We start from the raw sequence: 24190 nt of genomic DNA on the forward strand, positions 1-24190 counted from the left end.
TCAGCACCCCGAACTGTAGAAAATGAGCTCGTTGTCGGCAGGCACCGGGTCGGCAAGTATTATCCCGTCCATCCACGACGGCACCCCCTTGCGCGGCTCACGCTCCAGCATCTGCTGCCACTCGGCGTCGGTAAGGCGCGTTCCCAGCGGCATGGGGAACTCGCGATACGAGAACACCGCGCCCCTGGTAAGGTGCAGCATGCCGTTTATCTCGACCACAACGTATATGTCGTCAACGTATCCCGTGGCGGCATGGAGCACGCCCTTGTCGGGGTTGTTCGACCCGTTGGAAGTGTAAACGTCGGCCACCACGGCCACCGAACGGTCGGAGCCCTGCACGTCTTCCCACGACATGCCGTCCTGCCGGGCCTTGTCTTTCATTATGTCGAGCGTAAGCCACTCGTATGTACTCCCCAGTTTCTCAATGCTCTTGAACTCCTCGGCGGTGACTCTGCGGCCCTCTATCTCCTTCTGCGCAATGCGCAAGAGGAAGTCGGTCTGCTCTTCCACCTGGTCGGTAATGCTCTTTATGCGCGGCGTCATGAACCCGTAGTAGTCGACAACCGCCCGTATCCGGCGTATCAGTTCGAGCGCCTTGCCCCAGTAGGCCACGTTTGGCTCGACGTATCCCACCACCACCGGGTCGGGTATAGCGCCGCCGCACTCGGCCGCCATGGGCTGCTTGGCATAAAGAGTGATGTCGTGGCGCGTCTCGGCCCAGGCCGCGAGAGCGGCGTTAAGGCCCTTCCTGACCCACTGCGGCGTGCGCATGAAGTAAGGCAGGCGGTCGTCAGCCATGTCGGCCAGAGCCCCGAAGGCCTCCAGTCGCAAGTCGGAGAGAGTGGAGTCGCGCGTCAGCTCCGGCATCATGGCAGCCACAGAGTCGAGCCGCGCTGTGTATTCGGGCCATCTGTCGGCCACACCGAGCTCGCCTGTCAGGATGCCGCGGGCCGCCTCTGAGCCGAGAGCGGCCATCACGTCGAGCCCCGAGGGGTAGGCGCGGAGCGTCTGCGGACTGGTCTCCACGTCGACAAGCTCCTGCAACACCTCGCTGTCGAACACATAGCGCTGCGGCAGGAAGCATATCTTCTCGGCGCACGAGAGCTGCTCCTTGGGCCTGATGCGGGCCGCGGCCCGGCTCTTTGCCAGCAGCGAACGCTGCAGACGGGCCAGCAGGGCGTCGTCGCTCATCAGCCGCCCGGTGTTATATTTGCCGCGCTTCAGCTCGTCGGCCAGCGCGAGCACCGACAGTCCGTCGGGCCGCCCCACCATGAACGTGAGCAGATTGTCGATGAACATCAGGCTGCCCCGGGCCCTCGTGCTGCCGTTGACGGTGTCGGCCAGCCTCACGGCGCGGCGCAGCTGCACCTTGTCGTCGATGCAGAAGGGCGTCGACTGCAGCCACATCATAGAGCGGAAATACTTCTGCTGCAGCTCGCTCGCCATGTAGTAGCCGCGAGGACGGAACAGACTGTACATGAACTTGACGCCGGTCTGACCGAGAAACGGCGACTCGGCGTCGGCGGCCTGCATCACCCGCCCCACCTCGTCGGCCACGGCCTGCTCGTATCCCGCCGGGGCCTGCAACTGGTCGAGCCCCCACAAGCGGTCGTAGACAGCCAGCCAGGCCATGCACCAGCGCGCCGTCTCACGGCCGTTGTCGCTCGTCGACTGCGCCAGCGACTGCTCCAGCCGGGCGTATAGCTGCCTCGACAGCCCGCCGAGCCTCACCGCCAGCCCGCCGGCCTCTATATCCTGCATGAGCTTTGAATAGTATATGTGCATCAGCTGCAGGTGCAAGTCGGTGGTGATGAAACTGGGAAAGTCGTGGTAATCGTTGTTTTCGTAACAGTGAAACAGCTGTATGTTCTGCCTCGGCACTATGGCGAAGCCGTCGCGTGCGAGCCTCCTGTATAGCGGTTCTGACACCTCTTCGAGCTGGAACCCGTTGACAATGTTGCCCACGTTGACCCTCTCGCCGGGGCCACACTTGTAGTTCTGCGCCTTCAGCTCGGCCTCGCGGGCCTTTATTCGGTCGATGAATGCCAGTTCGTCCTTGGTGTATGTGATGGGCTTCTCGCCAGCCTCGCCCACCACCCGCTCGTACATCAGGCTGTCATACCACGACGTATGGCCGAACACGGCGCGCAGGGCATAGTCGATGAAGCAGTATCCCTGGCGCGCGGCGAAGGCGTTGCGCAGTATGCGCAGGTCTTGCAGGCTAAGCCCCGAGATGTCCATTGACGTGTCGATATGGCTGCCCAGGGCCTCGACGTCAATACGGCTGCCCACAGGCACAAACCCTTCGGCACCGCAGGCCGTGGCTGGCAGCACCATTGCCAAGGCCACAGCCAGGCCGTGAAAAAGTCTTGCAATCTTATTTGTCATAGGTTTCAAAATATTTGGCAGGCCCGCAAGGCACAGGCCGGCGGCCGCCGTCTGAGCCCTGTCGGGCCAATGCGCCCTGCCAGCAAAGATAATTAAAATATGGCATACGGCAAAGCGTTGCCATCAAAACTTGCCTTTGCTCACAGCCATACCGAGCCACCATTGCCCGGCCTACTACAGCCGCATGCTGCAAAACGGCCCGTATTGCAGTCCAATACAGCCCGTATGGCAATGCAAAACGGCACTAACGGCCAACCTGCTGACGGCCAACCATTTGGCCACCCGCACCCCCGGGCCGTGTCCAACCGCCCGCGCCGAGCAGCCGCCGGGCCTCGGCCTCGCTGCACTCGCGCGCCACGTAGCGCACAAAGTCCATGCCGAACGACCGCCAACGGTAGTCGGCCACAAGGTAAAGGCCGCTGCGCTCAACCTCCATCACGCGCAGCACGCCCTCCGGGACCACAAAGTGGAAGTCGGCGACGGGCTGCCCCAGCCGCGAGCCGAGCCACAGGGGGCGCACGTGGCCGCGGTAGTTTTTGTAGACAAACACCCGCCGGCGCACCTCAGGGTCGTAGCGGGTGGCTTTCACCACGCCCACGATGGCATCGGCAGAGCCGTCGCCGTTGACGTCGGCCACCTCGAAGCGGTAGACGGGGAAAGGCAGAAGCCAGCGGTCTTCGCCCAGAGTGAGCACACTGAGCGTGTCGGCCACGCGCTCCATGGCAAACGTGTCGGAGGCCTGGCCCTGTCCCGCCGACCCGCTGCCGCCGTCAACCGCCCCGGCAGGAGGAAAGGGGGCGGAGGCCGACAGGGCCACGGCCGACAATACAGCCGCCCCGCCCAGACATCGCCTTGCTACCGCATAGAGTGCCATGATACACATTATTATATATTGATACATGAATTATAACCAACCGGGGTAAATGCGGCCCGATGGCCGAAGCGGTTTTCCGCATTGCCGGAGCGGCCGGAAAGGCCGCGGCCCCGGGTGCATTTCCGGCCATGAAACAGCCCGTCAGAACTCGAAGTGCTGATAGTCTTTCACGCTGCGCCACGCCCCGCCCCAGCGGAACCCGGCAGCCGTGAACAGGCGGTAGGCCTCGTCGTTGCGGTCAATCTTGTACGGAATGTCGCTGCGCCGGGCTCGGTCGAAGGCATAGGGCCGCCCCTCGGATGGCTCCACGTGGAACGTTCCGTCGCGCCTCCGCCTCACATACGGGTTGTAAAGCGGGTTGATGTCGATGGCCAAACCCATGCCGTGCTTCGATATCCGGGTTGTCGAGCCGGTCTGGAACCTGAAGTTGAAGCACGAAGTATTGTTGGCCCGCATGGCCGTCTCGTCGTCGGCGCCATACTCATCGATAAGCACCATGCGCTCGATGCGGTAGCCCAGCTCGTAAAGACGGCGGAAGATGGCCACCACCTTGGTGGCTATCGTGGCGTTGACCACCATCTCTCCCATCTGCGGGCGGCCCTTGGCGTTGCGGTGCAGCAGCCTCAGGTAGCGCAGCCCACTGCGCTTCAGCGGGCAGTTGGCGGGCCACGAGCGGCCCTGCATGCGCGCAAACACGGCGTCGCTGACGGGTTCCGACACAAAGCAGCGGTCGAGCCCTGCAGCCGCCACGACCTCGGCGCTCACCTCGCAGCCTGGCCGCCAGCCACCGGGAAAGCCGTCGCCGCAGCCGGCCTTGGCGCCGACAGCCGCCAGCAAGGCAACGGCCAGCAGGCAAAACTTAAGTAGTTGCATATCGCTTTTTGGCCGTAAAGTTACGAAAAAAGCCTGTACCGGGTGACTAATAAGCCAAAAAAGCAGTATTTTTGCATGGCAAACAAATGTGAGAACCCACAAAGATGAACGAAATCCTTAACTGTATGGAGACACGCCGCAGTGTGCGTGGCTTCAAGCCGGACGCCATGCCGGCATACGAACTGATAGAGCAAGTGGCAAAGGCAGGCACATACGCCCCCACAGGCATGGGCGCCCAGTCGCCCGTGATAGTGGCCGTGACCAACCGCGAGGTGCGCGACCGCCTGTCGAAGCTCAACGCCGGGGTGCTGGGCACGCAGTCCGACCCGTTCTACGGCGCCCCCGTGGTGCTCGTGGTGCTGGCCGACAGGAGCCGCCCCACATATCTTTACGACGGCAGCCTGGTGATGGGCAACCTCATGAACGCCGCCCACGCCGTGGGGCTGGGCAGCTGCTGGATTCACCGCGCGCGCGAGGTGTTCGCCTCAGACGAGGGCAAGGCCCTGCTCGCAGAGTGGGGCATAGAGGGCGACTACGAGGGCATTGGCCACTGCGTGGTGGGTTATCCCGCCGAGGGGCAGCCCAAGGCAGCCAAGCCCCGCAAGCCCGGCTACGTGAGATGGGTCAGGTGACACACGCCGGCACTGATGCACCAAGAGGCCCGGACGGCTGCCGAAACCATGCCAGCAGCCCCGTCCGGGCCTCCCGGTGCATATACACGCCACTGCAGGCGGGCTCAGAGTTTGCAGAAAAACGTAACGAAGAACGGCACGCTGCAGTCTATCAGCAGGCCGTGGATGAGCGCAAACGGCACCATGGCCTGGCCCGATGCGCGCATGATGGATGGCAGGGCCACGTCGGCCGAGGTAACCCCTGCGGCCGATATCGGCGCCATTCGCCCGCAGAAACGGCTCAGGGCCGGGGCCAGCAGCAGCGCTAGCAGCTCGCGCATGATGTTGGTGAGCAGCGCAATGGTGGCCAGCTCGGTGGCCAGCTGCGCCCCCAGCGTGGGCATCTTGAGCTGCATGATGAGCACCGACGAGAGCGAATAGTAGCCCATGCCGCTGCACACAGCAAGGTAGTCGGCCACGCTCCAGCGGCTGAGCAGCAGGCCGGCAAGCGCCGAAAACGCCAGCGTGCCGGCAACACTGGCCGCCGGCAGCAGCAGCACCTTGGGCCCCACGGCCCGCAACACGGGCTTCAGGTTGTCGCGGCTGCCCAGGCCCAGCCCCACCTGGAGCATGAGGGCATAGAGAATGTAGACCGATATGCCGTGAACGTCGGGCACGTCGAACCCGGCCGCCACGGCCACTGCACCGGCCAGGCACCCCACGGCAAACATGCCTACCACGCCATAGCTGCCGCTCATAGCCCACCTCCTTTCTTGAAAAACAGCCGCCAGACGGCAGCCACAAACACTATGCTGCCCACCATGCCGGCAAGGCAGAGCAGCAGGGCCTGGCCTCCGAAGTTGCCGAGGTTGCCCATGACAAACGGGTCGGAACCTATCGACACGCCGAAGACGAAGAGCAACAGCCAAACCGTGACAGGCATGGTGCGGCCCAGCTCTTTCTGTATGGCGGTGTGGCGCAGCGCATAGCCGGCCATCACCCCCACGATTAGAAATGATATAAAGACAATCATCTGATGTTATTTTTTAGACAGCGTCATACTACTACGGTCCTGCCCGGGGCAGCGCCGCAACCTAATCTCTACAGAAAAGCATAACGGTCTATTGCAGATAGCCACTGAACCAATGGGCACGCTCGGCGTGGCTGAAGGTCCATCCGCCTTTAGCCACAATGAATCTGATATGCGTGCGCTCTGTGTACATAGTTGCCTTGCTATCCTGTTTTTGGGGCTGCAAAGGTAAACATTTATCCGGATATGGCCAAATTTTTATCCGCTTTTAATGTGTTTGCGCCCACAAAGCGCCTTCACGGGCTCGTGTCAGCGCGCCACGTCGGCCGGCATGACCACGGCAACGGTCTTTAGCCTGAGGTAGCTCTCGGCCATGTAGACCATGCCTCCGTAAGGGTTGCCCGTGCCCCACGAGTTTTTCATGATGTAGAAAAGCTCGCCACGGGCGTCGCGCGCCAGCCCCACCACGGCCATGCAATGGTCGTCGGTGGTAAGGAAGCGCTCGAAAGCCGCCTGCCGGTCGGCCTGCCCCGTGGCCTCGCCCTCGGGCAGTCGAGCCACCCCCCGGCCGAAAGAGAAGCCCGGCTCGGTGACGTCGCCCTCCCAGCACACGCCCCGCCCGGCCCTCACGGCGCGCTCCAGGCGCGTCATGAGCGTGTCGATGGGCACGTTGAAGAAAGGCTCGCGCCCGCTGTTGTCGGCCACCTCGAGGGCGAAGTCGGCATAAAACGGATGGTGGGTGAAGCTGGTCAGCGCCACATACTCGCCCGGGGCGCACACGCTGCGGGCAAACTCCTGCGGCGTATACTCGGCCCCGAGCATGAAGACACGGGCCGGCACGGGGCCCATGGTCTCGTCGAGCATGGCCCCGAGCTGCCTCTCGGCCGCAGCCAGCCCCGTGCGCCGCCTCACCGCCGAGGCCGCCATGCGCCCGGCCAGGCGTGCAGCCACGGCGGCCGCCTGTGCGTCGCCGCGTCCGTAGGCGTCGTAGGGCACGATGCCATGGGCCGCAATCGTGGATATGAGGGTCATGGCCGTGCCGCGCAGGGCCACCGTGTCGGCACCGCCGCCGAGGTAACTGCGGCGGAAGCCGTCGGCCACGGCCGAGCGCAGGGCGTAGGCCACCGACAGGCTGACGGAGTCGCCGCGCATGATGTGCTCGGTCTCGATGGCCGAGAGCATGGCATAGGCCCAGCAGCCGTCGCTGCGGCCCTGGTCTTTGACAGGGGTCGAGGCGTTCATCACCTCGACCGAGAAACGCTCGCCGGCGGGCCCGCGCCGGCTGCAGGCGGCAGCAAGCAGCAGCGCCGCCACGGCGGCGGCGGCAAACGGCAGGCACCTCATGGGGCCACCCTCTTGCACTTGCCCGAGGCCGACTCGATGGTGAAGCGCAGCACCTCGGTGCGGTGGAACGACGCTGCCGCATACCTCATGCCCACCTCTTCGTGGCCAGGCGAATACTTGCCCACTATCATTCGCAGCGCCTCCATGCGCTCGCCCTCGCCGAGCCCGCGGCTCACGGTGCCGCGCAACAGCACGCTCTCATACTCGGTGGTGAAGCCCCGGGGCACCACCCGCGTGGCCCCCACCACACAGAGCGTGGCCCCGGGGCTGGCGTCGAGGCAGCCCAGCTTGTGGCCCTCGGGCGCGCAGTGTATGTAGACAGAGGCCCCGCCGTCCCAGACGAAGCTCACGGGGATGCCGTAGCCGGCCGGGGTGCCGCCGCGGTTCTCGACCATCGAGAGCACGGCATACTCGCCCGTGCGCAGCAACTCGGCGGCGCGGCCAGCGTCGAGCAGGCGGTCACGGCGGCGCACACCGTCGTTGCAGTAATTCTGTATATCCATAATTCGGTATAAGTTTGCCGCAAAATTATCAATAAAATCTGAGAAAACATGGCGGCGGCAACGCTTTTTTGGCCTGTGGCCGCCGCGCAGCGCCACCTCGGCAGCGGGCAGACGGCCATGGCGGCTCTATGTCTGCAGGCCATGGCGGTGTAAACATTATATGCTGAAAATTAACACTCCGGCAACATGCAAACCAGGAAACGAAGTGCCGAAAACGGCCGTCGGCAGGGCGAAACGGCCCATACGCCATTGCAATACGGCACATACCGCACCGCGAAACGGCCCGTTTGGCATTGCAAAACGGCCCGTATGGCCGTGCAGGACATGGGGTTCGGGAGCTTGAAAAAACGCATTTTTGAGCCTTTCGGAAAAGAAATCGAGGCCCAAGGCCGCCGATGTTGCAGCAAAAAGCAGCCTCAACGAGAGGCAATCGGCTGTAAGCCTGCATGTTACGGCAACCGTTACGAGAACGGCCCATTTGCCTTCGGCAAAGGCCACGAAGCTGAAAAAGCCGGCCACGAGGGGTTTGTTGTAATGACTTTTCAACGTTTTTCACATTTTCCAAAAGCCTCAACGGCCTGCTACGGCCACCCCCTCGCCACAGCCACAAGCCCGCAGAGGCCCGCTAACAGAAATACTCGCGCAACTGCGCGGCATACGAAGCCAGCTCCACCGGGTCGGCATTGCCATAGCGAGACCACACCTCGCGGCATGCGTCGAGCAGCGCCCCGGCCCGCGGGGCGGCATGGCGCAGGTAGGGATCCAGATGGCGGTAGGCAGCCATGGCGTCGACCACGAGGTCGGCCCCCACCCGCATCAGCCTGCCAAGCTCGGCCACCTCGGGCGTGCGGGCCACCATAGTGGGGGGCGTAAGGCGGAAATAGAGGTCGAGAATGAGCACGAGCATCACCGGCTTCACGCCCGGCAGGCCTCCTACAGGCAGGAAGTCGCGCTCAAAGGTCTGGCAGACGGCCACGCCACTGTAGAAGGCCTCGGCATTGCCGAAGCCCCTCATGCTGCGCAACAGGGCCGCCACGCGGGCCAGCCGGCGCGGGTTGGCGCCGTATTTCTGCCACATGCGCTCAAGCAAAGGCGTTTCGAGGTTGGCCACGGAGCACATCCTGGCAAACAGTTCGCCGGGGGGCACGTGCAACTCGAGGGCCAAGTCGACCACAGGGCGGCTGTAGGGCGGCTTCAGCCCCACGGGCTTGCGCAGGTAAAGCTGCAATAGCAGCAGCCAGTCTTCGTCTGTCCAGTTGTTTGTCCTTGTCATTAACAGTAGGATTTATACATGTTGCAGACACCTCGGGGCGGCCAACCGCAAGTGGCCCTACGGGGCATCGGCAACGACAAAGATACGGAAATTCCGTTAAACAGCAAAATAATGGTACAATAAATGCAAGCTGACGGAATTATTGCTAACTTTGCATCGCGATAACAAATGGCAGGCAACTAAACACATTCTACATAAGATGGAACCATCACACAAAATCAACAAGGTGGAGCTGCGCAACCTGCGGATGGAAGACTACGCGCAGCTCTCCAAGTCGTTCAAGCGCATCTACGCCGACCACGACGTGTTCTGGACGCGCGAACAGATAAAGAAGCTCATCACTATCTTCCCCGAAGGACAGGTGGTAACGGTTGTCGACAACAAGATCGTGGGCTGCGCGCTTAGCATAATCGTAGACTACGACATGGTGAAGGGCGACCACACCTACGCCAAGGTGACGGGCAACGAGACCTTCAACACCCACAACCCCAACGGAAACATACTCTACGGCATCGAGGTCTTCATACATCCCGACTACCGCGGGCTGCGACTGGCGCGGCGCATGTACGAATACCGCAAGGAGCTTTGCGAGAAACTAAACCTCAAAGCCATCATGTTCGGGGGGCGCATACCCAACTACCACAAGTATGCCGACACCATGCGGCCCAAGGAATACATCGACAAGGTGCGCTCGAGGGAGATATACGACCCGGTGCTCACGTTCCAGCTGTCAAACGACTTCCACGTTCGACGCGTCATACGCAACTACCTTCCCAACGACGAAGAGTCGAAACACTGCGCCACGCTGCTGCAATGGGACAACATCTACTACCAGCCGCCCACCGACTCGTACGTCGACCGCAAGCCGATGGTGCGCATCGGGCTCGTGCAATGGCAGATGAGGGCCTACCACACCATCGACGACGTGTTCGAACAGGTGGAGTTTTTCGTAGACGCCGTGAGCGACTACAAGAGCGACTTCATCCTCTTCCCCGAATACTTCAACGCCCCGCTCATGGCCAAATACAACGACATGGGCGAAGCCCAGTCCATCCGCGCCCTGGCACAGTACACCGAACAGATGCGCGACAGGTTCGTCGAACTGGCCATAAGCTACAACATCAACATCATAACCGGCAGCATGCCGTATGTCAAGGCCGACGGGTCGCTATACAACGTGGGCTTCCTTTGCCGCCGCGACGGTTCATACGACATGTACGAAAAGATACACGTGACGCCCGACGAGGTGAAAAGCTGGGGACTGAGCGGCGGAAACCTCGTGCAGACTTTCGACACAGACTGCGCCAAGATAGGCATACTGATATGCTACGACGTCGAGTTCCCCGAGCTGTCGCGCCTCATGGCAGCCGAAGGAATGCAGATTCTCTTCGTGCCGTTCATGACCGACACGCAGAACGCTTACTCCCGGGTGAGGGTCTGCGCGCAGGCAAGGGCCATCGAAAACGAGTGCTTCGTGGCCATAGCGGGCAGCGTGGGCAACCTCCCCAGGGTGCACAACATGGACATACAGTACGCCCAGTCGGCCGTGTTCACGCCCTGCGACTTCGCCTTCCCCAACGACGGCAAGCGCGCAGAAGCCACGCCCAACACTGAGATGATACTCGTGTCCGACGTCGACCTCGACCTACTCAACGAGCTGCACACATACGGCAGCGTGAGAAACCTGCGCGACAGGCGAACCGACCTCTACGAGGTGAAGATGAAACGGGCGGCCATCGGGGCACAAGACAAAACCGAAGAAAAAGACAACACGAAATGAACAGCAAACTCACAGCGCTGGCCGCCGCCATCATGGTGGCAGCCGCAACAGGGGCACAAACCCCGAAACGCGACTTCAAGCGCGACATCAGGCTCTCGGCAAGCAACCTGCTTGCCTACCCGGGACCCGACAACAGCCGGAAGATGACGCCCGCCCCCGACAGCCTGAAGCCTTTCTACATAAGCCACTACGGCAGGCACGGCTCACGGTTCCTCATCGACCCGGAAGACTACGCCGAGCCGCTGGCAACGCTACACAGGGCCGACAGCATGGGCAAACTGACGCTGCGCGGCCGCGACCTGATGCGCCGCATTAGCTGGATGCAGGCCGAGGCCGACGGAAGACTGGGCGAACTGACCGAGATCGGGGCCAGGCAGCACCGCGGAATAGCCCGGAGGATGTATGAACGCTTCCCGGAAGTGTTTGCCCCGGGGGCGCACATAGACGCCCGGAGCACCGTGGTGATACGCTGCATACTGTCGATGGAGAACGAGCTCATGGAACTGGTGAGGCTCAACCCGGCCCTCAACGTGAGCCACGACGCAAGCCAGCACGACATGGTATACATGAACTTTGCCAACACCGCGCCCACGCCAAGCGCATGGACGCCCGAGGCCCGTGAGGCCATGAGGCAGCTTTACGACTCTATGGTAGACACGGTGAAGGTGATGCGGCGGCTGTTCAGCGACATGGACTACGCACGGGAGCACGTGGGCATGCGCCGCCTCAACGACCAGCTGTTCCGCCTTGCGTCGGCAACGCAGAACAGCGACGCCCGCTACAAGGTGACGCTGTACGACGTGTTCGACGACAATGACATCTACGCCAACTGGGTCTGCAACAACGCGGGGTGGTACTTGGGCTATGCCTGCTGCCCCATCAACGGCGGGCGGCAGCCTCTCACTCAGCGCAACCTGCTGAACAACATCATCAACGAGGCCGACAGCTGCATCAGGCTGGCCGGCACGGGGGCTTCGCTGCGCTTCGGCCACGAGACGGTGCTGCTGCCGCTGGTGTGCCTGATGGGCCTCGACGGCTACGGGATGAGCACCGACGACCTGCGACATCTTGACAGAAAGGGATGGATAGACTACAAGATTTTCCCCATGGGGAGCAACGTCCAGATAGTGTTCTACCGCAAAGACGCATCCGACACCGACCCCGTGGTGAAGGTGCTGCTCAACGAAAACGAGGCCAAGCTGCCCATAAAGGCTGTCAGCGGCCCGTATTACAGGTGGAGCGACGTGCGCGGCTACTGGCTGGAACGCATGGCGACAATGGGCAAGGCCACAACGGCCGACGCCGACTGACGCTGCCGCGGCACGGCTGCACGACGGCCGCAGACGCTCCGCCACAGCCATGCCTGCAGCCGGGGGCGCCGCACAAAAGAAACGGACTGCCACACCCGCCCCTGCAACACGCCGGGGAATAGGGCATGGCGGTCCGTTTCCTGTTACACAGGCAGGCCGGCGACAAGCACCGGCCACGCCTTCTTACATTGGGTATGCATGTTCAAACGGTGGCCGCCGACTGCGGGCGGCGCACACCCGGACAGCCGCAACAAGGGCATGGCCGGGCCTTGTCATTTGACCTCTTTGAGCGTATAGGTGGTTCCCTGCTCTATTGTGAATCCGTCTTCTGTCTCCTTGAAACCCTCGGTGAGCTCGAGGTTGCCTTTCCTGAAGTAGGCGGTGGCCACGCCGTAGATGCCATCCGGGTCAAACGCATTGGGGTCCCAGGAATACTCGAGCAGCCCATTCTCCTGGTTGCCCCAGCGCCATGTAGACACAGCAAGGTGGCTGTCGGCATAGGTAACCATGTATGTGCCCGACTTGGTGAACACAACCTGCTCGGGGCCGGTGGCGCTTGTGAAGTCGAGCAGGTAGTCGCCGTCGGTGTAGTCGGGGTCGTGCTCCCTGCCCCAAGCCTCGAGCTTGGCGTTGAGACCGTCGATGGTCGGGTCCGTGCAGTCAAACATGGTCACGCCATTATACCTCAGGAAGGCCCTCCACTGCACTATTTCCCACGTGCGGCACAGGTTGTCGGTCATCGTTCCCGACGAAGGCGTGCCGGCGCGGTTGCCTTTCAGCGAGTATGAATGGCCGCCCGAGAGCGTTATGTCGAGGCTGTACGACTGGTCGCCCGAGCCCGACACCACGAGCTTGCCGAAGCCCTCGAGCTCGTATTCGCCCTCGCCCGTCTTGGTGTATTTGCCAGACAGTATGTTAGAATAATGTATATAGCGCGTGTCAGGCCGCCCCGCGCCATCCGACATGACAGACATGCGCGTGGCAGGAGCGGCTGCCGCTGTGGCAGGAGCCTGCGATCCGCTGGTGAAGATGATGTAGTTGCCGCTGGCAGTGAGCTCCACCGAGGTGTATGGACTGCCGGCGTCGGTGATGGTATACTTGGCTGCCGACGACTCAAACCGGGGCGCCTCCATCTCCGTACCGTCCGACCCGCCACCTGAAGTGTCGTCGCCGCCATCACCATTGTTGCCGTCATCATCGCTGCACGACGCCATTGCGAACGCAGCAAACACGGCAAAAGCCATGTAAATGGCCCTGCCCATAACTGTTTTCAGCATTTCTCTTTTCATAAACAACTTGATTTTAATGTTACCAATTGTATGTAATTTAAACATATAGCCGTTGAAAATGTACCGTCGGATAAATAGCCCGGCAAACGTCTCACGACGCCACTTAATCGTATTTCTGCCGCAAATATACTAAAAAAAAGGTCAAAATGGTGTGTTTTAGACAAATTTATACGACGAAACAGCAATGTTTCGGGGCAATGGCACGCCACGTGCGGCAATGCCGCAACAGCCCCGGCAGCCGACGGCACGGCAGCGGCACGGAACCGCCTGACAGTCAACGGCTTTGCAAAACGGCCCGTATCGCAGCATGAAACGGGCCGTTTCGGAACGCAAAACGGCCCGAACGGCAACGCAAAACGGCCTCCGCCGCAAAGCCCCCACAAAGCAGCCTACGGCCGGGGCGCCCCAAACAGTCATGCGGCAGCAGCCACGCGGGCCTGCCGGCAACAGGCCGGCGACAAAGTGTAAATTAGGTTAATAAAGGACAAAAGACCATCCTTGCAGACAAATACGAAAGTCGGCATAAGAAATAATGTTGTAAATTTGCAGCCTGTTTTTAACGAAGACAATACAGAAATGAGACAAAACACTGCGGCAGCACTGCTGCTTGCCATTGCGCTGGCCATGCCGTCGAGAGGCGGGGCCGACGACCAAGTGGTGCCACTAAAGTATGGCAACATGGACCAATGGGTGGTTCGCCACATCAAAGAGTCGGGCATAATAGGCGGAAACACCAAGACACTGTATGAGATAGGGCCCAACAAGACCATCAACGGCAACATTCCTTACACCAACGCAGGGGGCTCGCCATGGGGCACTTCGAACGTCATGGCAAAGGTGATGGGCGTGGTCAAGACCAACAACTCGGTGTTCCGCGAGCGCCGCGGCAACGGCTACTGCGCCAAGATGACCACCCACCTGGAGAGCGTCAAGGTGCTCGGGCTGATGAACATCAAGGTGCTGGCAGCCGGCTCCATATTCCTGGGCGACATGAAAGAGCCCATCACCGGCACGAAAGAGGCGCAGAAGTGGCTCAACTTCGGCATCCCCTTCACCGGAAGGCCCAAGGCCGTGCGCTACGACTACCGCGTCTCGGTGCCGGGAACAAAGAACAGGGTGAGGCAAAACGGGTTCAGCCGCAAGCAGACCGTGGCCGGCCCCGACTACGCCACGGCCATACTGCTGCTGCAGAAACGCACGGAAGACGCCAACGGGAACATCACGGCAAAGCGCGTGGGCACAATGGTGGTGAGGTACGGCAAGTCGACCAACGGGTGGGTAAACAACGCCACGTACACCATAATGTATGGCGACATAAGGCACAACCCGCAATACAACGCCTCGACCATGGGACTGAGGCAGGCCGACTACGCGCGCAACAGCCGCGGGGAAAGCGTGCCCATCAGGGAGACGGGATGGGCCGACGCCGACGAAAAGCCCACCCACATGGTGCTGCAATTCTCGTCGAGCCACGGTGGAGCATACGTGGGAACCATCGGGAACACTCTCTGGATAGACAACGTGGAGCTCGTTTACTGAAAGAAACAACCAACCTGGCAACATGAAACGACTACTGCTGGCCCTGGCAGCCGCCGCATTGATAGGGGCCCACGGCCCGGCTGGGGCGCAAGAAGCAACGGCCGCCGACACGACAGCAGCCGCAATGACAGCGGCCCGCGACTCAGCTCAGAAAAAGAAAAGCCTGGGCAAGAAGCTGCTCGACTACTTCAGCAACGCCAACAAGGGCAAAAGCGACAAGAAATTTGACTTCAGCATACTCGGCGGACCGCACTTCAACACCAACACAAAGCTCGGACTGGGACTCGTGGCAGCCGGACTGTACAGCACGGACAGGGCCGACACGCTGCTGACGCCGTCGAACGTGTCGCTCTTCGGCGACGTCTCTACCGTGGGGTTCTACATGCTCGGGGTCAGGGGGCTGCACGTGGCAAGGCACGACCGCTACCGCATAGACTACACGGTATACTTCTACTCGTTCCCAACCAAGTTCTGGGGAATAGGCTACGACATGGGCAACGACGGCGGAAACGAATCGGACATGATGCGGTGGCAGGCGCAGGCCAAGGCCAGCTTCCTGTTCAGGATAGCGCCGAAACTGTATCTCGGCCCGACGGCATCGTTCGACTTCGTGCGCGGATACGACTTCGACAGGCCCGAACTCATCGAGGGCATGGACCAAAAGACGCTCAACTTCGGCCTCGGGCTGTCGCTCGTATACGACTCGCGCGACGTCACCACCAACCCGCACCGCGGCTTCTACGTCAACCTGTCGCAGTGCTTCCGGCCACGTTTCCTCGGCAACGACTACGCATTCAGCACCACCGAGATGATAGCCGACGCCTATGCAAAGGCCTGGAAGGGGGCCACCGTGGCGGCAGACCTGCGCGGCACGCTCAACTTCGGCAACCCCTCGTGGGGCATGATGGCCCAACTGGGAGGCCCATACTCCATGCGCGGCTACTACCAAGGCCGATACCGCGACAAGCACAAGGTGGAGGCGCAGGTCGAACTGCGCCAGCACGTGTGGAAACGGCACGGTGTGGTGGCGTGGGTTGGCGCCGGCACGGTGTTCGACAAGTTCAGTTCGATGCGCTTCGACCACATTTTGCCCAACTTCGGGGTGGGATATCGCTGGGAGTTCAAGAAGAACGTGAACGTCAGGCTCGACTATGGCTTCGGCAAAAGCGGCCAGTCGGGGTTCATGTTCAACATCAACGAGGCATTCTGAACCCAGCCCGCAACACAGCACAAAGGCTGCGCACGCCACATGGCATGCGCAGCCTTTGCCGCACAATGGGGCCCAGCGGGCCTGCTACTGCTTCTTCTTCGCGGCCCGCTCTATGCCGAAGTCGAGCTGCTTCTTCTCAAGGTTGGCCTTCGCAACCCTGATGGTTATCGGGTCGCCGAGCTGATACTTGTGGTGATGACGGCGCCCGACGAGGCAGTAGTTGCGCTCGTCGAAGTCGTAATAGTCGTCGTCCAGGTCGCGCATGGGCACCATTCCCTCGCAGTGGTTGTCGTCTATCTCGCAATAGATGCCGTACGACGTGATGCCGCTGATGTGCGCATCATAGACGTTCCCCACCTTGTCGGCCATGAACTCCACCATCTTGTACTTGATGGAGTCGCGCTCGGCGTTCTGCGCTATCAGCTCCATGTCGCTGCAATGGTCGCACAACTCCTCGTAATGCTCCTTGTTGGCAGAGCGCCCTCCATGCTGGTATCTGGTGAGAAGCCGGTGCACCATGGTGTCGGGATAGCGCCTGATGGGCGACGTGAAGTGTGTGTAGTAATCGAAGGCGAGGCCATAGTGCCCTATGTTGTGCACGCTGTAGCGCGCCTTCATCATGGCTCTCAGGGCCACGGTCTCTATCAGTTTCTGCTCCTTCCGGCCCGCGCAACTGTCCATGAGCGAGTTGATGCTCTTCGAAACGGCGCCCCGCGTGCCGGCAGTCTTAAGCTTGTAGCCAAACTTGACGACAAAGGTACGCAGCGCCTCGAGCTTGGTCGGGTCGGGCTGGTCGTGTATTCGGTATGGCAGCGTCTTTGGTTTCTGGCCCTTCTTCACGCGGCCCACGCTCTCGGCCACGGTGCGGTTGGCCAGCAGCATGAACTCCTCGATGAGCTTGTTGGCGTCTTTCGACTTCTTGAAATAGCACCGAGTGGGGTGCCCTTTGTCGTCGACGTCGAAGTGAAGTTCCTCGCGGTCGAACTTGACGGCGCCGTTCTTGAACCTCGCCTCGCGCAGTTTCTTGGCCAGGGCGTCGAGCTTCACGAGCTCGGCGGCATGCTCGCCGGCATACCCCCCGGGCCCCGGTGCGGGCGCAGGCAGGCCCGTCCCGTCCTTCACACCGTTCTGCTCGAGTATGGCCTGCACCTCTTCGTAGGCAAACCGGCGGTCGCTGCGTATGACGGTATGCACGATTCGCGATCCCTTGACGTTGGCGTCGTCGTCCATGTCGAAGATAACGCTGAACGTCAGCTTGTCTTCGTCGGGGCGGAGCGAGCAGATGTAGTTGCACAGACGCTCGGGAAGCATCGGTATGGTGCGGTCTACGAGGTAGACGCTCGTGGCCCGTTTCACTGCCTCCTTGTCGATGACGGAGCCTTCGGTGACGTAGTGCGACACGTCGGCGATGTGCACTCCCACCTCCCAGAGGCCGTTGCTGAGACGGCGTATCGACAGGGCGTCGTCGAAGTCCTTGGCGTCGTGCGGGTCGATGGTGCACGTGAAGACCTGCCTGAAGTCCTCCCTGCCCTCGAGGTCTTTGTCGGTTATCTCGGCCGGAATCTTCTCGGCGGCGTCCTCCACGGCCTTGGGGTACTTGTAGGGCAGTCCGTATTGTGCGAGGATAGAGTTCATCTCGACGTCGTTGTCGCCCTGCTCGCCGAGCACGTCGACCACTTCGCCCACGGGGTACTTATGCTCCGCGTCGGGCCATTGCTTTATCCTGACCACGGCTTTCTGCCCCGTCTTCCCCCCCTTCAGCTTCCTTTTGGGTATGAGGATGTCGGTAACGAAGATGGCTTCGGGCGTGATGAGGAACGCCACGTCTTTCTCTACCCTCAGGCGGCCCACAAACGTGTCGCGCGCCCGCTCCAGAATGGCCGTCACCATGGCCTCGCGCATGTGGTGCTGGCGGCGCGCCAGGAATGTGGCCTGCACGCGGTCGCCGTCGAGGGCGCACATGGAGTTGCGCTCGGCCACGAAGACCGGCTGCGAGCCGTCGTCGGGAACGAAGCTGTTTTTGCCGTTGGCCTTGCGCCTGAACCTTCCCTCCTGCACCTGCGTCTTGGTGTTGAGCCGGTAAGAGTTGTCGCTTACCTTGGCCAGATAGTCATCCCATGACATCTCGTCGAGCGTGTCGACGGCCAGCATCTTCAGCGGATGCGTGTTGAAACCAAGCTGCTTGAATATATACTTTAAGGTGAATGTGTCGCCCGGATGCGCCGAGAACAGTCCCTGCAGTGCCTCGGCCACTTGCTTCTTCGACATCCGCTTTCCGCCTTTTTTCTTTCCCATAGTCGTTCGTTTATAGTTAGGTGTGTGTGCGGCGGCAACTCGCTCCGGGTGTGTCGGGCCCCGCTCTTGCCGCCCGAATGCAAAGTAACTAAATAAAATCCGTATTTCCTCGCCATTTGAGTTATAATTTATTTAAAAGTAGTAACTTTGCAACCAAAATGCAACAAGATGAATACTAACGGCAGAGAGAGAGCCATACGCAACGTCACGCTGGCCGGCAGTGCCATCAACGTGGGCCTGGTGGTGTTCAAGTTTGTGAGCGGCATAGTGGGGTGCTCGGCAGCGATGATAGCCGACGCCGTCCATTCGCTCTCCGACCTGCTCACCGACGCCGTGGTGCTGGTGTTCGTCCACATCAGCGAGAAGCCGCAAGACAAAGACCACGACTACGGCCACGGCAAGTACGAGACCATGGCCTCGTCGATCATTGGCATAGCCCTGCTGCTCGTGGGGGCGGCCATCTGCTACGACGGTGTGCGCAGGATAGCCTCCGTGGTGCACGGCCACGCCCTCGAGCAACCCGGGTTCATTGCCCTCGTGGCGGCCCTGCTGAGCATAGCGCTCAAGGAGTGGGCCTACAGGTTTACCGCCCGCGTGGGCCGGAGGCTGGGCTCACCGGCCGTCATTGCCAACGCGTGGCACCACCGCAGCGACGCCCTCTCGTCGGTGGGCACGGCCGTCGGCATCGGCGGGGCCATCGTCCTGGGCAGCCACTGGGCCGTGCTCGACCCCATTGCAGCCGTGGTGGTGAGCCTGCTCATCATGCAGCAGGCGCTCAAGCAGATAAGGGAGTCGTCCGACGAGCTGCTCGAGAAGAGCCTGCCCGACGACACCGAGAAGCTCATAACAGACATAGTGATGCAGGAGCCGGGCGTGAGCGACATCCACAACCTGTGCACGAGGCGCATCGGAAGCGCCGTGGCAATGGAGATGCACATAAGGATGCCGGGGCAGATGACGCTCGCCGACTCGCACGCCCACGCCTCGGCGATAGAGCGGAGGCTGCGAAGCGAGTTCGGGCCGCGCACACACATCAGCCTGCACGTGGAGCCGGCGAAAGGCGACGGGGCCGACGGCGGCGGGGCGCAGCGGGCGTAAGAAAACATTACAATGGCCCCGGCATGGCGGCACGCCCCCCGGACAGGCCCGCCAAACGGCCCATACGGGGGCTCAAAACAGCCCGTTCGGGAGCGCCATACGGGCCGTTTGGCAAGGCAATGCGGCCCGTTTTGCAACGCGCTGTGGCCCAAGCACTTGGGCAACGCGCCCACTGTTGCGAACAAACTTTACAGACACTGGCTTGCAAGGGAGCGGGGCACGGGCCGCCGCCACGACCTTGAAGCACACCGACCAACGACAACCAAAAGACAAATGAACATACTCGTAACCGGAGCAACGGGCTTCATCGGAAGCTTCATCGTCGAAGAAGCCATCAAAAGGGGCATGAACGTGTGGGCTGCCGTGCGTCCCACGAGCAGCCGGAAATACATCTCCGACCCGCGCATCAACACCATTGAGCTCGACCTCGGCGACAAGCAGAGGCTGAAAGGGCAGCTCGGCGGCCACACGTTCGACTATGTGGTGCATGCCGCCGGGGCCACGAAGTGCCTGCACAAGGCCGACTTCTACAGGGTGAACACCGACGGCACGCGCCACCTGGCCGACGCGCTCGTAGAGCTGCGCATGCCGCTCAGGCGCTTTGTATTCCTGAGCAGCCTCAGCGTGATGGGCCCCGTGCGCGAGCAAAGGCCGTATGCCGACATTTCAGTCAACGACGATCCGAGGCCCGACACGGCCTACGGGATGAGCAAGCTCAAGGCCGAGAGATACCTCGACAGCCTCGACGGCTTCCCCGTGGTGACGCTGCGGCCCACAGGGGTGTACGGGCCGCGCGAGCACGACTACTTCATGATGGCGCAAAGCATAAAGAAGCACACCGACTTCGCGGCCGGGCTGAAGCCCCAAGACCTGACGTTTGTCTACGTGGCCGACGTGGTGCAGGCTGTGTTCCTGGCCCTGGAGCGCGGGCGCAACGGCGCAAAGTACTTCCTGAGCGACGGCTGTGTCTACGCCTCGCGCACGTTCAGCGACCTCATCATCGGCCAGCTGGGCCACCCGTGGGTGGTCAGGCTCAAGGCGCCGCTGTGGCTCCTGAGGGCCATAACCTTCTGCGGAGAGTATGCCGGCAGGCTTACAGGGCGGCCGACGGCACTGAACAACGACAAATACCGCATCATGAGGCAGCGCAACTGGAGGTGCGACATTGCCCCGACCAGGGCCGAACTGGGCTACGAACCGCAATACCGGCTGGAGCGCGGGGTCGCGGAGACCATCAGGTGGTACAAGGACAACGGGTGGATTTGAGGTATTAAGTATTAAGAATTAATGATTAAGAAAATATGCTTTGGATGGCATAACACAACACCATTGCCCTTTTTAGTACAAAAAACGGACGGTATGAAACACGCACTTTGCCCGTTTTCGTACAAAAGCCCAATAGCATGAAACTATCACCGCGTATGCTTAATCACCAAATACCAAATGGATGAAACAACCACTGTGTCTGTTTTATTACCAAATAACAAAGGGTTGAAACCATGTCTTGTGGCAGGCTGTCACCGCCTTAGGCCCTGTTTCGCAGCCGACATTGCGGATTATGAATTATGAATTGTGAATTATGAATTATAAAACGTTTGATTTTCTCAGCATTTTCAAGCTCGAAAAGAAACCCAAGAAAGGCTTGCTTGCAGCCGAGTGGGTCATGGTTGGCTACATGGCATTCACCCTGTTGCTCATGCTCTTCACATATACCAAGCTCGAAAACCCCGAGTCGATGCTCTGGGGGAGGCTGCGCATAGCCGTCATGACGGCCGCGCTGTGGGCCGTCTACCGCATGCTGCCGTGCCCCCTGACGCGTTTCGCGCGCGTGGCGGCCCAGATGGCGCTGCTCTCATGGTGGTACCCGGACACCTACGAGTTCAACCGCATGTTCCCAAACCTCGACCACCACTTCGCCACATGGGAGCAACAGCTCTTCGGATGCCAGCCGGCGCTGCTCTTCTGCCGCGCCCTGCCCGGCCCCGTGTTCAGCGAACTGATGGACCTGGGCTACGCTTCCTACTTCCCGATGATACTCGTCGTGACGCTGTTCTTCTTCATCTGGCGGTACAAAGACTTCCACCGCGCGGCCTTTGTCATACTCGCATCGTTCTTCATATACTACGTGATATACATCATACTGCCCGTGGCCGGGCCGCAGTATTACTATAAAGCCATAGGCATGGACGCCGCCGCACAGGGCCACTTCGCCGATGTGGGCAACTACTTCGCCACCCACCGCGAGGCACTGACAAGCCCGGGATACCGCGACGGGGTGTTCTACAAGATGGTGGCCGACGCCCACGAGGCAGGCGAACGCCCCACGGCAGCCTTCCCCAGCAGCCACGTGGGCATAAGCACCATACTGCTGCTGCTCGTGTGGAGGGCCCGCTCGCGCCGCCTGCTGCTCGCGCTGCTGCCGCTGTACGTGCTGCTCTGCCTGTCGACGGTGTACATCTACGCCCACTATGCCATCGACGTCTTTGCCGGATGGGCCTCGGCCGTGGTGCTGTTTGTGGCGCTCAACGCCGCCTACTCGCGCATACGGGAGTGACACGCCCACGCCACGAATGCAAGAGGGAGCCGGGCTCGCGCCCGGCTCCCTCTTGTTGTTGCCCGCAATGGCAGCCATGTCAGAACTCCCAGTCGGCGCCGGCCATGACCGTTGCGCGCGGCATCGGGTAGCCATAGTTTATCTCGTAGCCCTGGGCGAGCAGGTTTTCGCCGCGGGCAAACAGCCTGAAGCCCTTCGCAACGCGGCACGACGCGGTGAGATTCCACAGCCAGAAGTTCTCTGTGCGGTCTTCGCCGCCAACCGCCACGGTCGAGGTGTAAAGCCCGTCGACGTATTGCAGGCCCGTGGCAAAGGCAAAGCGGCCCACAGAATAGTTGGCCCCGACGTACAGCTTGTGCTCGGGCGCACCGGTGACAGGGTGGTTCATGTCAAGGAAACTGTAGTTGGCATTGAGCTTCAGGGCCCTGGTCACGTCGTAGGCGGCCTCAAGCTCGACGCCCCAATTCTCCATTTCGCCCGTGTTTATGTTGCTCGGGCGGCCGCCGGAGCGCACCGTCTCAATCAAGTTGTCGGCCTTGAGGTAGAACACGTTGGCCCCCAGCCGCAGCCGGTCGTGCATCAGCCGCTGCGTGAAAGCCAGCTCATAGTTCATCATCCGCTCAGGCTTGAGCTGGTCGTTGGCAGGCGGAAACATGTACATCTCGCGTATGGTGGGGTTACGGAAGCCCTTGCTCACCATGGCCTTCAGGTCGGCCTGCGGCGACAGTCGGAACGTGAGGCCTCCCTGCGGCACCAGTTCGGTGCCCGCCTGCGAGTGGTTGTCTACCCTGAGACCGGCGTCGACAGTGAGCCACGACCACAAATCCTGCCTCAGCTCGACATATCCTGCAAACTCATCCTGCTCTTTGTCGCCCAGCACAGACTCCTCCTTGGTGGTCATGACCTCGTTCCACGCGCGGCCGCCGAAGTGCTGGTAGTCGAAGCCGAGCGTCAGCCTGTTGCCTCGGAAGAGCGACATACTCTGGTAGACCGACACGCCGCCCATCATGTCGTCGTGCATGTAGAGCGCCTCTTGCGGCTGCTCCCCGGGCCCGTATCCGTCGTTTATCTCGTGGTGGCCCCAGTTGTAGAACACCCGTATGGCCCCCTCGGTGCGCCCGTAGGTGTTGGCCAGCGCCACCGAAGCCATGCCGCGGGTTATCCGCGAGTCGTTGTCGATGAGCGGACTGGCCACCTCTCCGGGGTTCTCGGCCTCGAAGTGGGTCAGGCTGATGTCGCCCGTGGCGCGCCAATGTGCGCTTATGTCGTAGCCCAGCTTGGCGAAACCGGAGTACTGGCTGAACTTCGAGTCGGGCCGGTGGCCGTCGGTATGGCTGTAATTGAAGCCCACGATGCTCTCCACCCTGCCTTTCCTCGTGGTGTTGGTGATGCCTCCCTCGATGGTGCCATAGGAGCCGCCTTGCAGCGTCACGTTGGTCCGTGAGCCGTCAGACAGCAGTTGCCGCGTTACTATATTGACCACTCCGCCCATGGCATTGCTGCCGTAGAGCAGCGAGGCAGGGCCCCTGAGCACCTCGACACGGTCGGCCAGCATGGTCTGGTAGGCGTCGGGGATGGGGTGGCCCATCAGTCCGGCATATTGCGGAACGCCGTCTATGAGCACGAGCATCGACGCCCCGCTGCCCATTCCGCGCACCTTTATGCCCCCGGCCGAACCTGTCGACACGCCGTAGCCAAGCACCCCGCGCGATGTCACAAACAGTCCGGGCACCTGCTCGTTGACAGTTGGCAGCAGCGCGGTGCGGTAGTTCTCGGTCAGTTTCTGCCTCCCCACCACAGAGACTGTCATTGGCAGGTGCCTGATGTCGGTGGCCCCGCGCGTCCCGGTCACCACTACCTCGCCGAGCCCGACACTGTCTGCCGTCTCTGTTGTTATGCCGGCAGCACGTGCCTGCAAGCCTGTGGCAGCCAGCAATGCCGCCATAAGTATGTCCTTCTTCATCCTTTTAATGTGTGTATGGTTATTTTCCAGTTTGTATCACGCTGCAAAATTACTCATAAAAGCGCACAAACCGTTAGCCGTTTTACGGATAAATCTACCACAATTACACTAATTTGTGGAGTATTTTCCAGGCATATTGCCACGCCTGGACAACGCCCCGCCAATCCGAAAAGAGCAAAGGAGCCAAGACGCCAATGCCATACGGAGCCCCCAAACAGGCCACAAGGCATACGTCTTAACTCCTTTACTCCCTTAA

General features: G+C 61.1%; 20 protein-coding genes. 8 read left to right on the forward strand and 12 right to left on the reverse strand.

The window, feature by feature from the left end:
• The 3 genes from M3089_RS02075 to M3089_RS02085 form a co-directional block, all read right to left on the reverse strand.
• On the reverse strand, positions 1-2388 hold the full coding sequence (locus tag M3089_RS02075; RefSeq protein ID WP_249081473.1) for a DUF3160 domain-containing protein: 2388 nt from the start codon (positions 2386-2388) through the stop codon (positions 1-3).
• Between the two features lie 244 nt (positions 2389-2632).
• The gene (locus M3089_RS02080; protein ID WP_249081474.1) at positions 2633-3262 is read right to left on the reverse strand and encodes a hypothetical protein; all 630 of its coding nucleotides are present in this window, start codon (positions 3260-3262) and stop codon (positions 2633-2635) included.
• A 141-nt stretch (positions 3263-3403) separates the two neighbouring features.
• Positions 3404-4135, reverse strand: coding sequence for a M15 family metallopeptidase (locus tag M3089_RS02085; RefSeq protein ID WP_249081475.1), 732 nt, complete (start codon positions 4133-4135; stop codon positions 3404-3406).
• Positions 4136-4239: 104 nt separating this feature from the next.
• On the opposite strand from M3089_RS02085, the gene M3089_RS02090 reads away from it, so the two are divergent.
• Entirely contained in the window at positions 4240-4767 is a 528-nt protein-coding gene (locus tag M3089_RS02090) for a nitroreductase (RefSeq protein WP_249081476.1), read from the forward strand.
• 104 nt (positions 4768-4871) lie between these two features.
• On the opposite strand, the gene M3089_RS02095 is transcribed toward M3089_RS02090, so the two are convergent.
• The 6 genes from M3089_RS02095 to M3089_RS02120 all read right to left on the reverse strand — a co-directional run bounded on the left by M3089_RS02095 (position 4872) and on the right by M3089_RS02120 (position 8896).
• Positions 4872-5504 (reverse strand): lysine exporter LysO family protein, encoded by a 633-nt coding sequence (locus M3089_RS02095; protein ID WP_205106957.1) that lies wholly within the window; start codon positions 5502-5504, stop codon positions 4872-4874.
• Positions 5501-5779 (reverse strand): LysO family transporter, encoded by a 279-nt coding sequence (locus tag M3089_RS02100; RefSeq protein WP_205106955.1) that lies wholly within the window; start codon positions 5777-5779, stop codon positions 5501-5503. Before M3089_RS02100 ends, M3089_RS02095 begins: the two co-directional genes overlap by 4 nt.
• Before the next feature lie 306 nt (positions 5780-6085).
• Positions 6086-7120: a C1 family peptidase gene (locus M3089_RS02105; RefSeq protein ID WP_239483423.1), complete on the reverse strand. Its 1035-nt coding sequence runs from the start codon at positions 7118-7120 to the stop codon at positions 6086-6088.
• The gene (locus M3089_RS02110) at positions 7117-7623 is read right to left on the reverse strand and encodes a pyridoxamine 5'-phosphate oxidase family protein (RefSeq protein WP_249081477.1); all 507 of its coding nucleotides are present in this window, start codon (positions 7621-7623) and stop codon (positions 7117-7119) included. The genes M3089_RS02105 and M3089_RS02110 overlap by 4 nt, the downstream gene beginning before the upstream one ends.
• A 156-nt stretch (positions 7624-7779) precedes the next feature.
• The gene (locus M3089_RS02115; protein WP_249081478.1) at positions 7780-8169 is read right to left on the reverse strand and encodes a hypothetical protein; all 390 of its coding nucleotides are present in this window, start codon (positions 8167-8169) and stop codon (positions 7780-7782) included.
• 79 nt (positions 8170-8248) lie between these two features.
• A complete protein-coding gene (locus M3089_RS02120; RefSeq protein ID WP_249081479.1) occupies positions 8249-8896 on the reverse strand; it encodes a hypothetical protein in 648 nt (215 codons plus the stop codon).
• 199 nt (positions 8897-9095) lie between these two features.
• Here M3089_RS02120 and M3089_RS02125 point away from each other — a divergent pair, with 199 nt between their 5' ends.
• Positions 9096-10676, forward strand: a complete 1581-nt coding sequence (locus M3089_RS02125) for a carbon-nitrogen hydrolase family protein (RefSeq protein ID WP_249081480.1) — start codon at positions 9096-9098, stop codon at positions 10674-10676.
• Complete coding sequence (locus M3089_RS02130; protein WP_205106945.1) at positions 10673-11986, forward strand: histidine-type phosphatase; 1314 nt, start codon at positions 10673-10675, stop codon at positions 11984-11986. The genes M3089_RS02125 and M3089_RS02130 overlap by 4 nt, the downstream gene beginning before the upstream one ends.
• Before the next feature lie 272 nt (positions 11987-12258).
• Here the strand turns inward: M3089_RS02130 and M3089_RS02135 are convergent, their stop codons facing one another.
• Positions 12259-13275, reverse strand: coding sequence for a hypothetical protein (locus tag M3089_RS02135; protein ID WP_249081481.1), 1017 nt, complete (start codon positions 13273-13275; stop codon positions 12259-12261).
• A 624-nt stretch (positions 13276-13899) separates the two neighbouring features.
• On the opposite strand from M3089_RS02135, the gene M3089_RS02140 reads away from it, so the two are divergent.
• A complete protein-coding gene (locus M3089_RS02140; RefSeq protein ID WP_394802237.1) occupies positions 13900-14814 on the forward strand; it encodes a PCMD domain-containing protein in 915 nt (304 codons plus the stop codon).
• Positions 14815-14836: 22 nt separating this feature from the next.
• Positions 14837-16024, forward strand: a complete 1188-nt coding sequence (locus M3089_RS02145) for a BamA/TamA family outer membrane protein (protein ID WP_394802234.1) — start codon at positions 14837-14839, stop codon at positions 16022-16024.
• An 84-nt stretch (positions 16025-16108) separates the two neighbouring features.
• On the opposite strand, the gene rnr is transcribed toward M3089_RS02145, so the two are convergent.
• Positions 16109-18319, reverse strand: coding sequence for a ribonuclease R (gene rnr / locus M3089_RS02150; protein WP_249081483.1), 2211 nt, complete (start codon positions 18317-18319; stop codon positions 16109-16111).
• A gap of 168 nt (positions 18320-18487) precedes the next feature.
• On the opposite strand from rnr, the gene M3089_RS02155 reads away from it, so the two are divergent.
• The 3 genes from M3089_RS02155 to M3089_RS02165 all read left to right on the forward strand — a co-directional run bounded on the left by M3089_RS02155 (position 18488) and on the right by M3089_RS02165 (position 21971).
• Positions 18488-19417 (forward strand): cation diffusion facilitator family transporter, encoded by a 930-nt coding sequence (locus M3089_RS02155; protein WP_205106935.1) that lies wholly within the window; start codon positions 18488-18490, stop codon positions 19415-19417.
• Between the two features lie 273 nt (positions 19418-19690).
• Positions 19691-20683 carry an NAD-dependent epimerase/dehydratase family protein gene (locus M3089_RS02160; RefSeq protein WP_249081485.1) on the forward strand — a complete coding sequence of 331 codons (993 nt, stop codon included), beginning with the start codon at positions 19691-19693 and terminating at the stop codon, positions 20681-20683.
• Between the two features lie 313 nt (positions 20684-20996).
• Positions 20997-21971 carry a phosphatase PAP2 family protein gene (locus M3089_RS02165; RefSeq protein WP_249081486.1) on the forward strand — a complete coding sequence of 325 codons (975 nt, stop codon included), beginning with the start codon at positions 20997-20999 and terminating at the stop codon, positions 21969-21971.
• Between the two features lie 79 nt (positions 21972-22050).
• On the opposite strand, the gene M3089_RS02170 is transcribed toward M3089_RS02165, so the two are convergent.
• The gene (locus M3089_RS02170) at positions 22051-23934 is read right to left on the reverse strand and encodes a TonB-dependent receptor plug domain-containing protein (protein ID WP_249081489.1); all 1884 of its coding nucleotides are present in this window, start codon (positions 23932-23934) and stop codon (positions 22051-22053) included.
• Positions 23935-24190 lie beyond the last annotated feature (256 nt).

Origin of the sequence: Marseilla massiliensis, from assembly GCF_023336985.1 — a bacterium.
GTDB lineage: Bacteria > Bacteroidota > Bacteroidia > Bacteroidales > Bacteroidaceae > Prevotella > Prevotella intestinigallinarum.

What these genes read in the sequence shown, in the direction of transcription:
- M3089_RS02155 (WP_205106935.1), top strand. Translation starts at nt 18,488, where the DNA reads ATGAATACTAACGGCAGAGAGAGAGCCATACGCAACGTCACGCTGGCC.
- M3089_RS02080 (WP_249081474.1), bottom strand. Translation starts at nt 3,262, where the DNA reads ATGGCACTCTATGCGGTAGCAAGGCGATGTCTGGGCGGGGCGGCTGTA.
- M3089_RS02095 (WP_205106957.1), bottom strand. Translation starts at nt 5,504, where the DNA reads ATGAGCGGCAGCTATGGCGTGGTAGGCATGTTTGCCGTGGGGTGCCTG.
- rnr (WP_249081483.1), bottom strand. Translation starts at nt 18,319, where the DNA reads ATGGGAAAGAAAAAAGGCGGAAAGCGGATGTCGAAGAAGCAAGTGGCC.
- M3089_RS02135 (WP_249081481.1), bottom strand. Translation starts at nt 13,275, where the DNA reads ATGAAAAGAGAAATGCTGAAAACAGTTATGGGCAGGGCCATTTACATG.
- M3089_RS02105 (WP_239483423.1), bottom strand. Translation starts at nt 7,120, where the DNA reads ATGAGGTGCCTGCCGTTTGCCGCCGCCGCCGTGGCGGCGCTGCTGCTT.
- M3089_RS02145 (WP_394802234.1), top strand. Translation starts at nt 14,837, where the DNA reads ATGAAACGACTACTGCTGGCCCTGGCAGCCGCCGCATTGATAGGGGCC.
- M3089_RS02140 (WP_394802237.1), top strand. Translation starts at nt 13,900, where the DNA reads ATGCCGTCGAGAGGCGGGGCCGACGACCAAGTGGTGCCACTAAAGTAT.
- M3089_RS02120 (WP_249081479.1), bottom strand. Translation starts at nt 8,896, where the DNA reads ATGACAAGGACAAACAACTGGACAGACGAAGACTGGCTGCTGCTATTG.
- M3089_RS02110 (WP_249081477.1), bottom strand. Translation starts at nt 7,623, where the DNA reads ATGGATATACAGAATTACTGCAACGACGGTGTGCGCCGCCGTGACCGC.
- M3089_RS02085 (WP_249081475.1), bottom strand. Translation starts at nt 4,135, where the DNA reads ATGCAACTACTTAAGTTTTGCCTGCTGGCCGTTGCCTTGCTGGCGGCT.
- M3089_RS02160 (WP_249081485.1), top strand. Translation starts at nt 19,691, where the DNA reads ATGAACATACTCGTAACCGGAGCAACGGGCTTCATCGGAAGCTTCATC.
- M3089_RS02075 (WP_249081473.1), bottom strand. Translation starts at nt 2,388, where the DNA reads ATGACAAATAAGATTGCAAGACTTTTTCACGGCCTGGCTGTGGCCTTG.
- M3089_RS02125 (WP_249081480.1), top strand. Translation starts at nt 9,096, where the DNA reads ATGGAACCATCACACAAAATCAACAAGGTGGAGCTGCGCAACCTGCGG.
- M3089_RS02100 (WP_205106955.1), bottom strand. Translation starts at nt 5,779, where the DNA reads ATGATTGTCTTTATATCATTTCTAATCGTGGGGGTGATGGCCGGCTAT.
- M3089_RS02165 (WP_249081486.1), top strand. Translation starts at nt 20,997, where the DNA reads ATGAATTATAAAACGTTTGATTTTCTCAGCATTTTCAAGCTCGAAAAG.
- M3089_RS02130 (WP_205106945.1), top strand. Translation starts at nt 10,673, where the DNA reads ATGAACAGCAAACTCACAGCGCTGGCCGCCGCCATCATGGTGGCAGCC.
- M3089_RS02090 (WP_249081476.1), top strand. Translation starts at nt 4,240, where the DNA reads ATGAACGAAATCCTTAACTGTATGGAGACACGCCGCAGTGTGCGTGGC.
- M3089_RS02170 (WP_249081489.1), bottom strand. Translation starts at nt 23,934, where the DNA reads ATGAAGAAGGACATACTTATGGCGGCATTGCTGGCTGCCACAGGCTTG.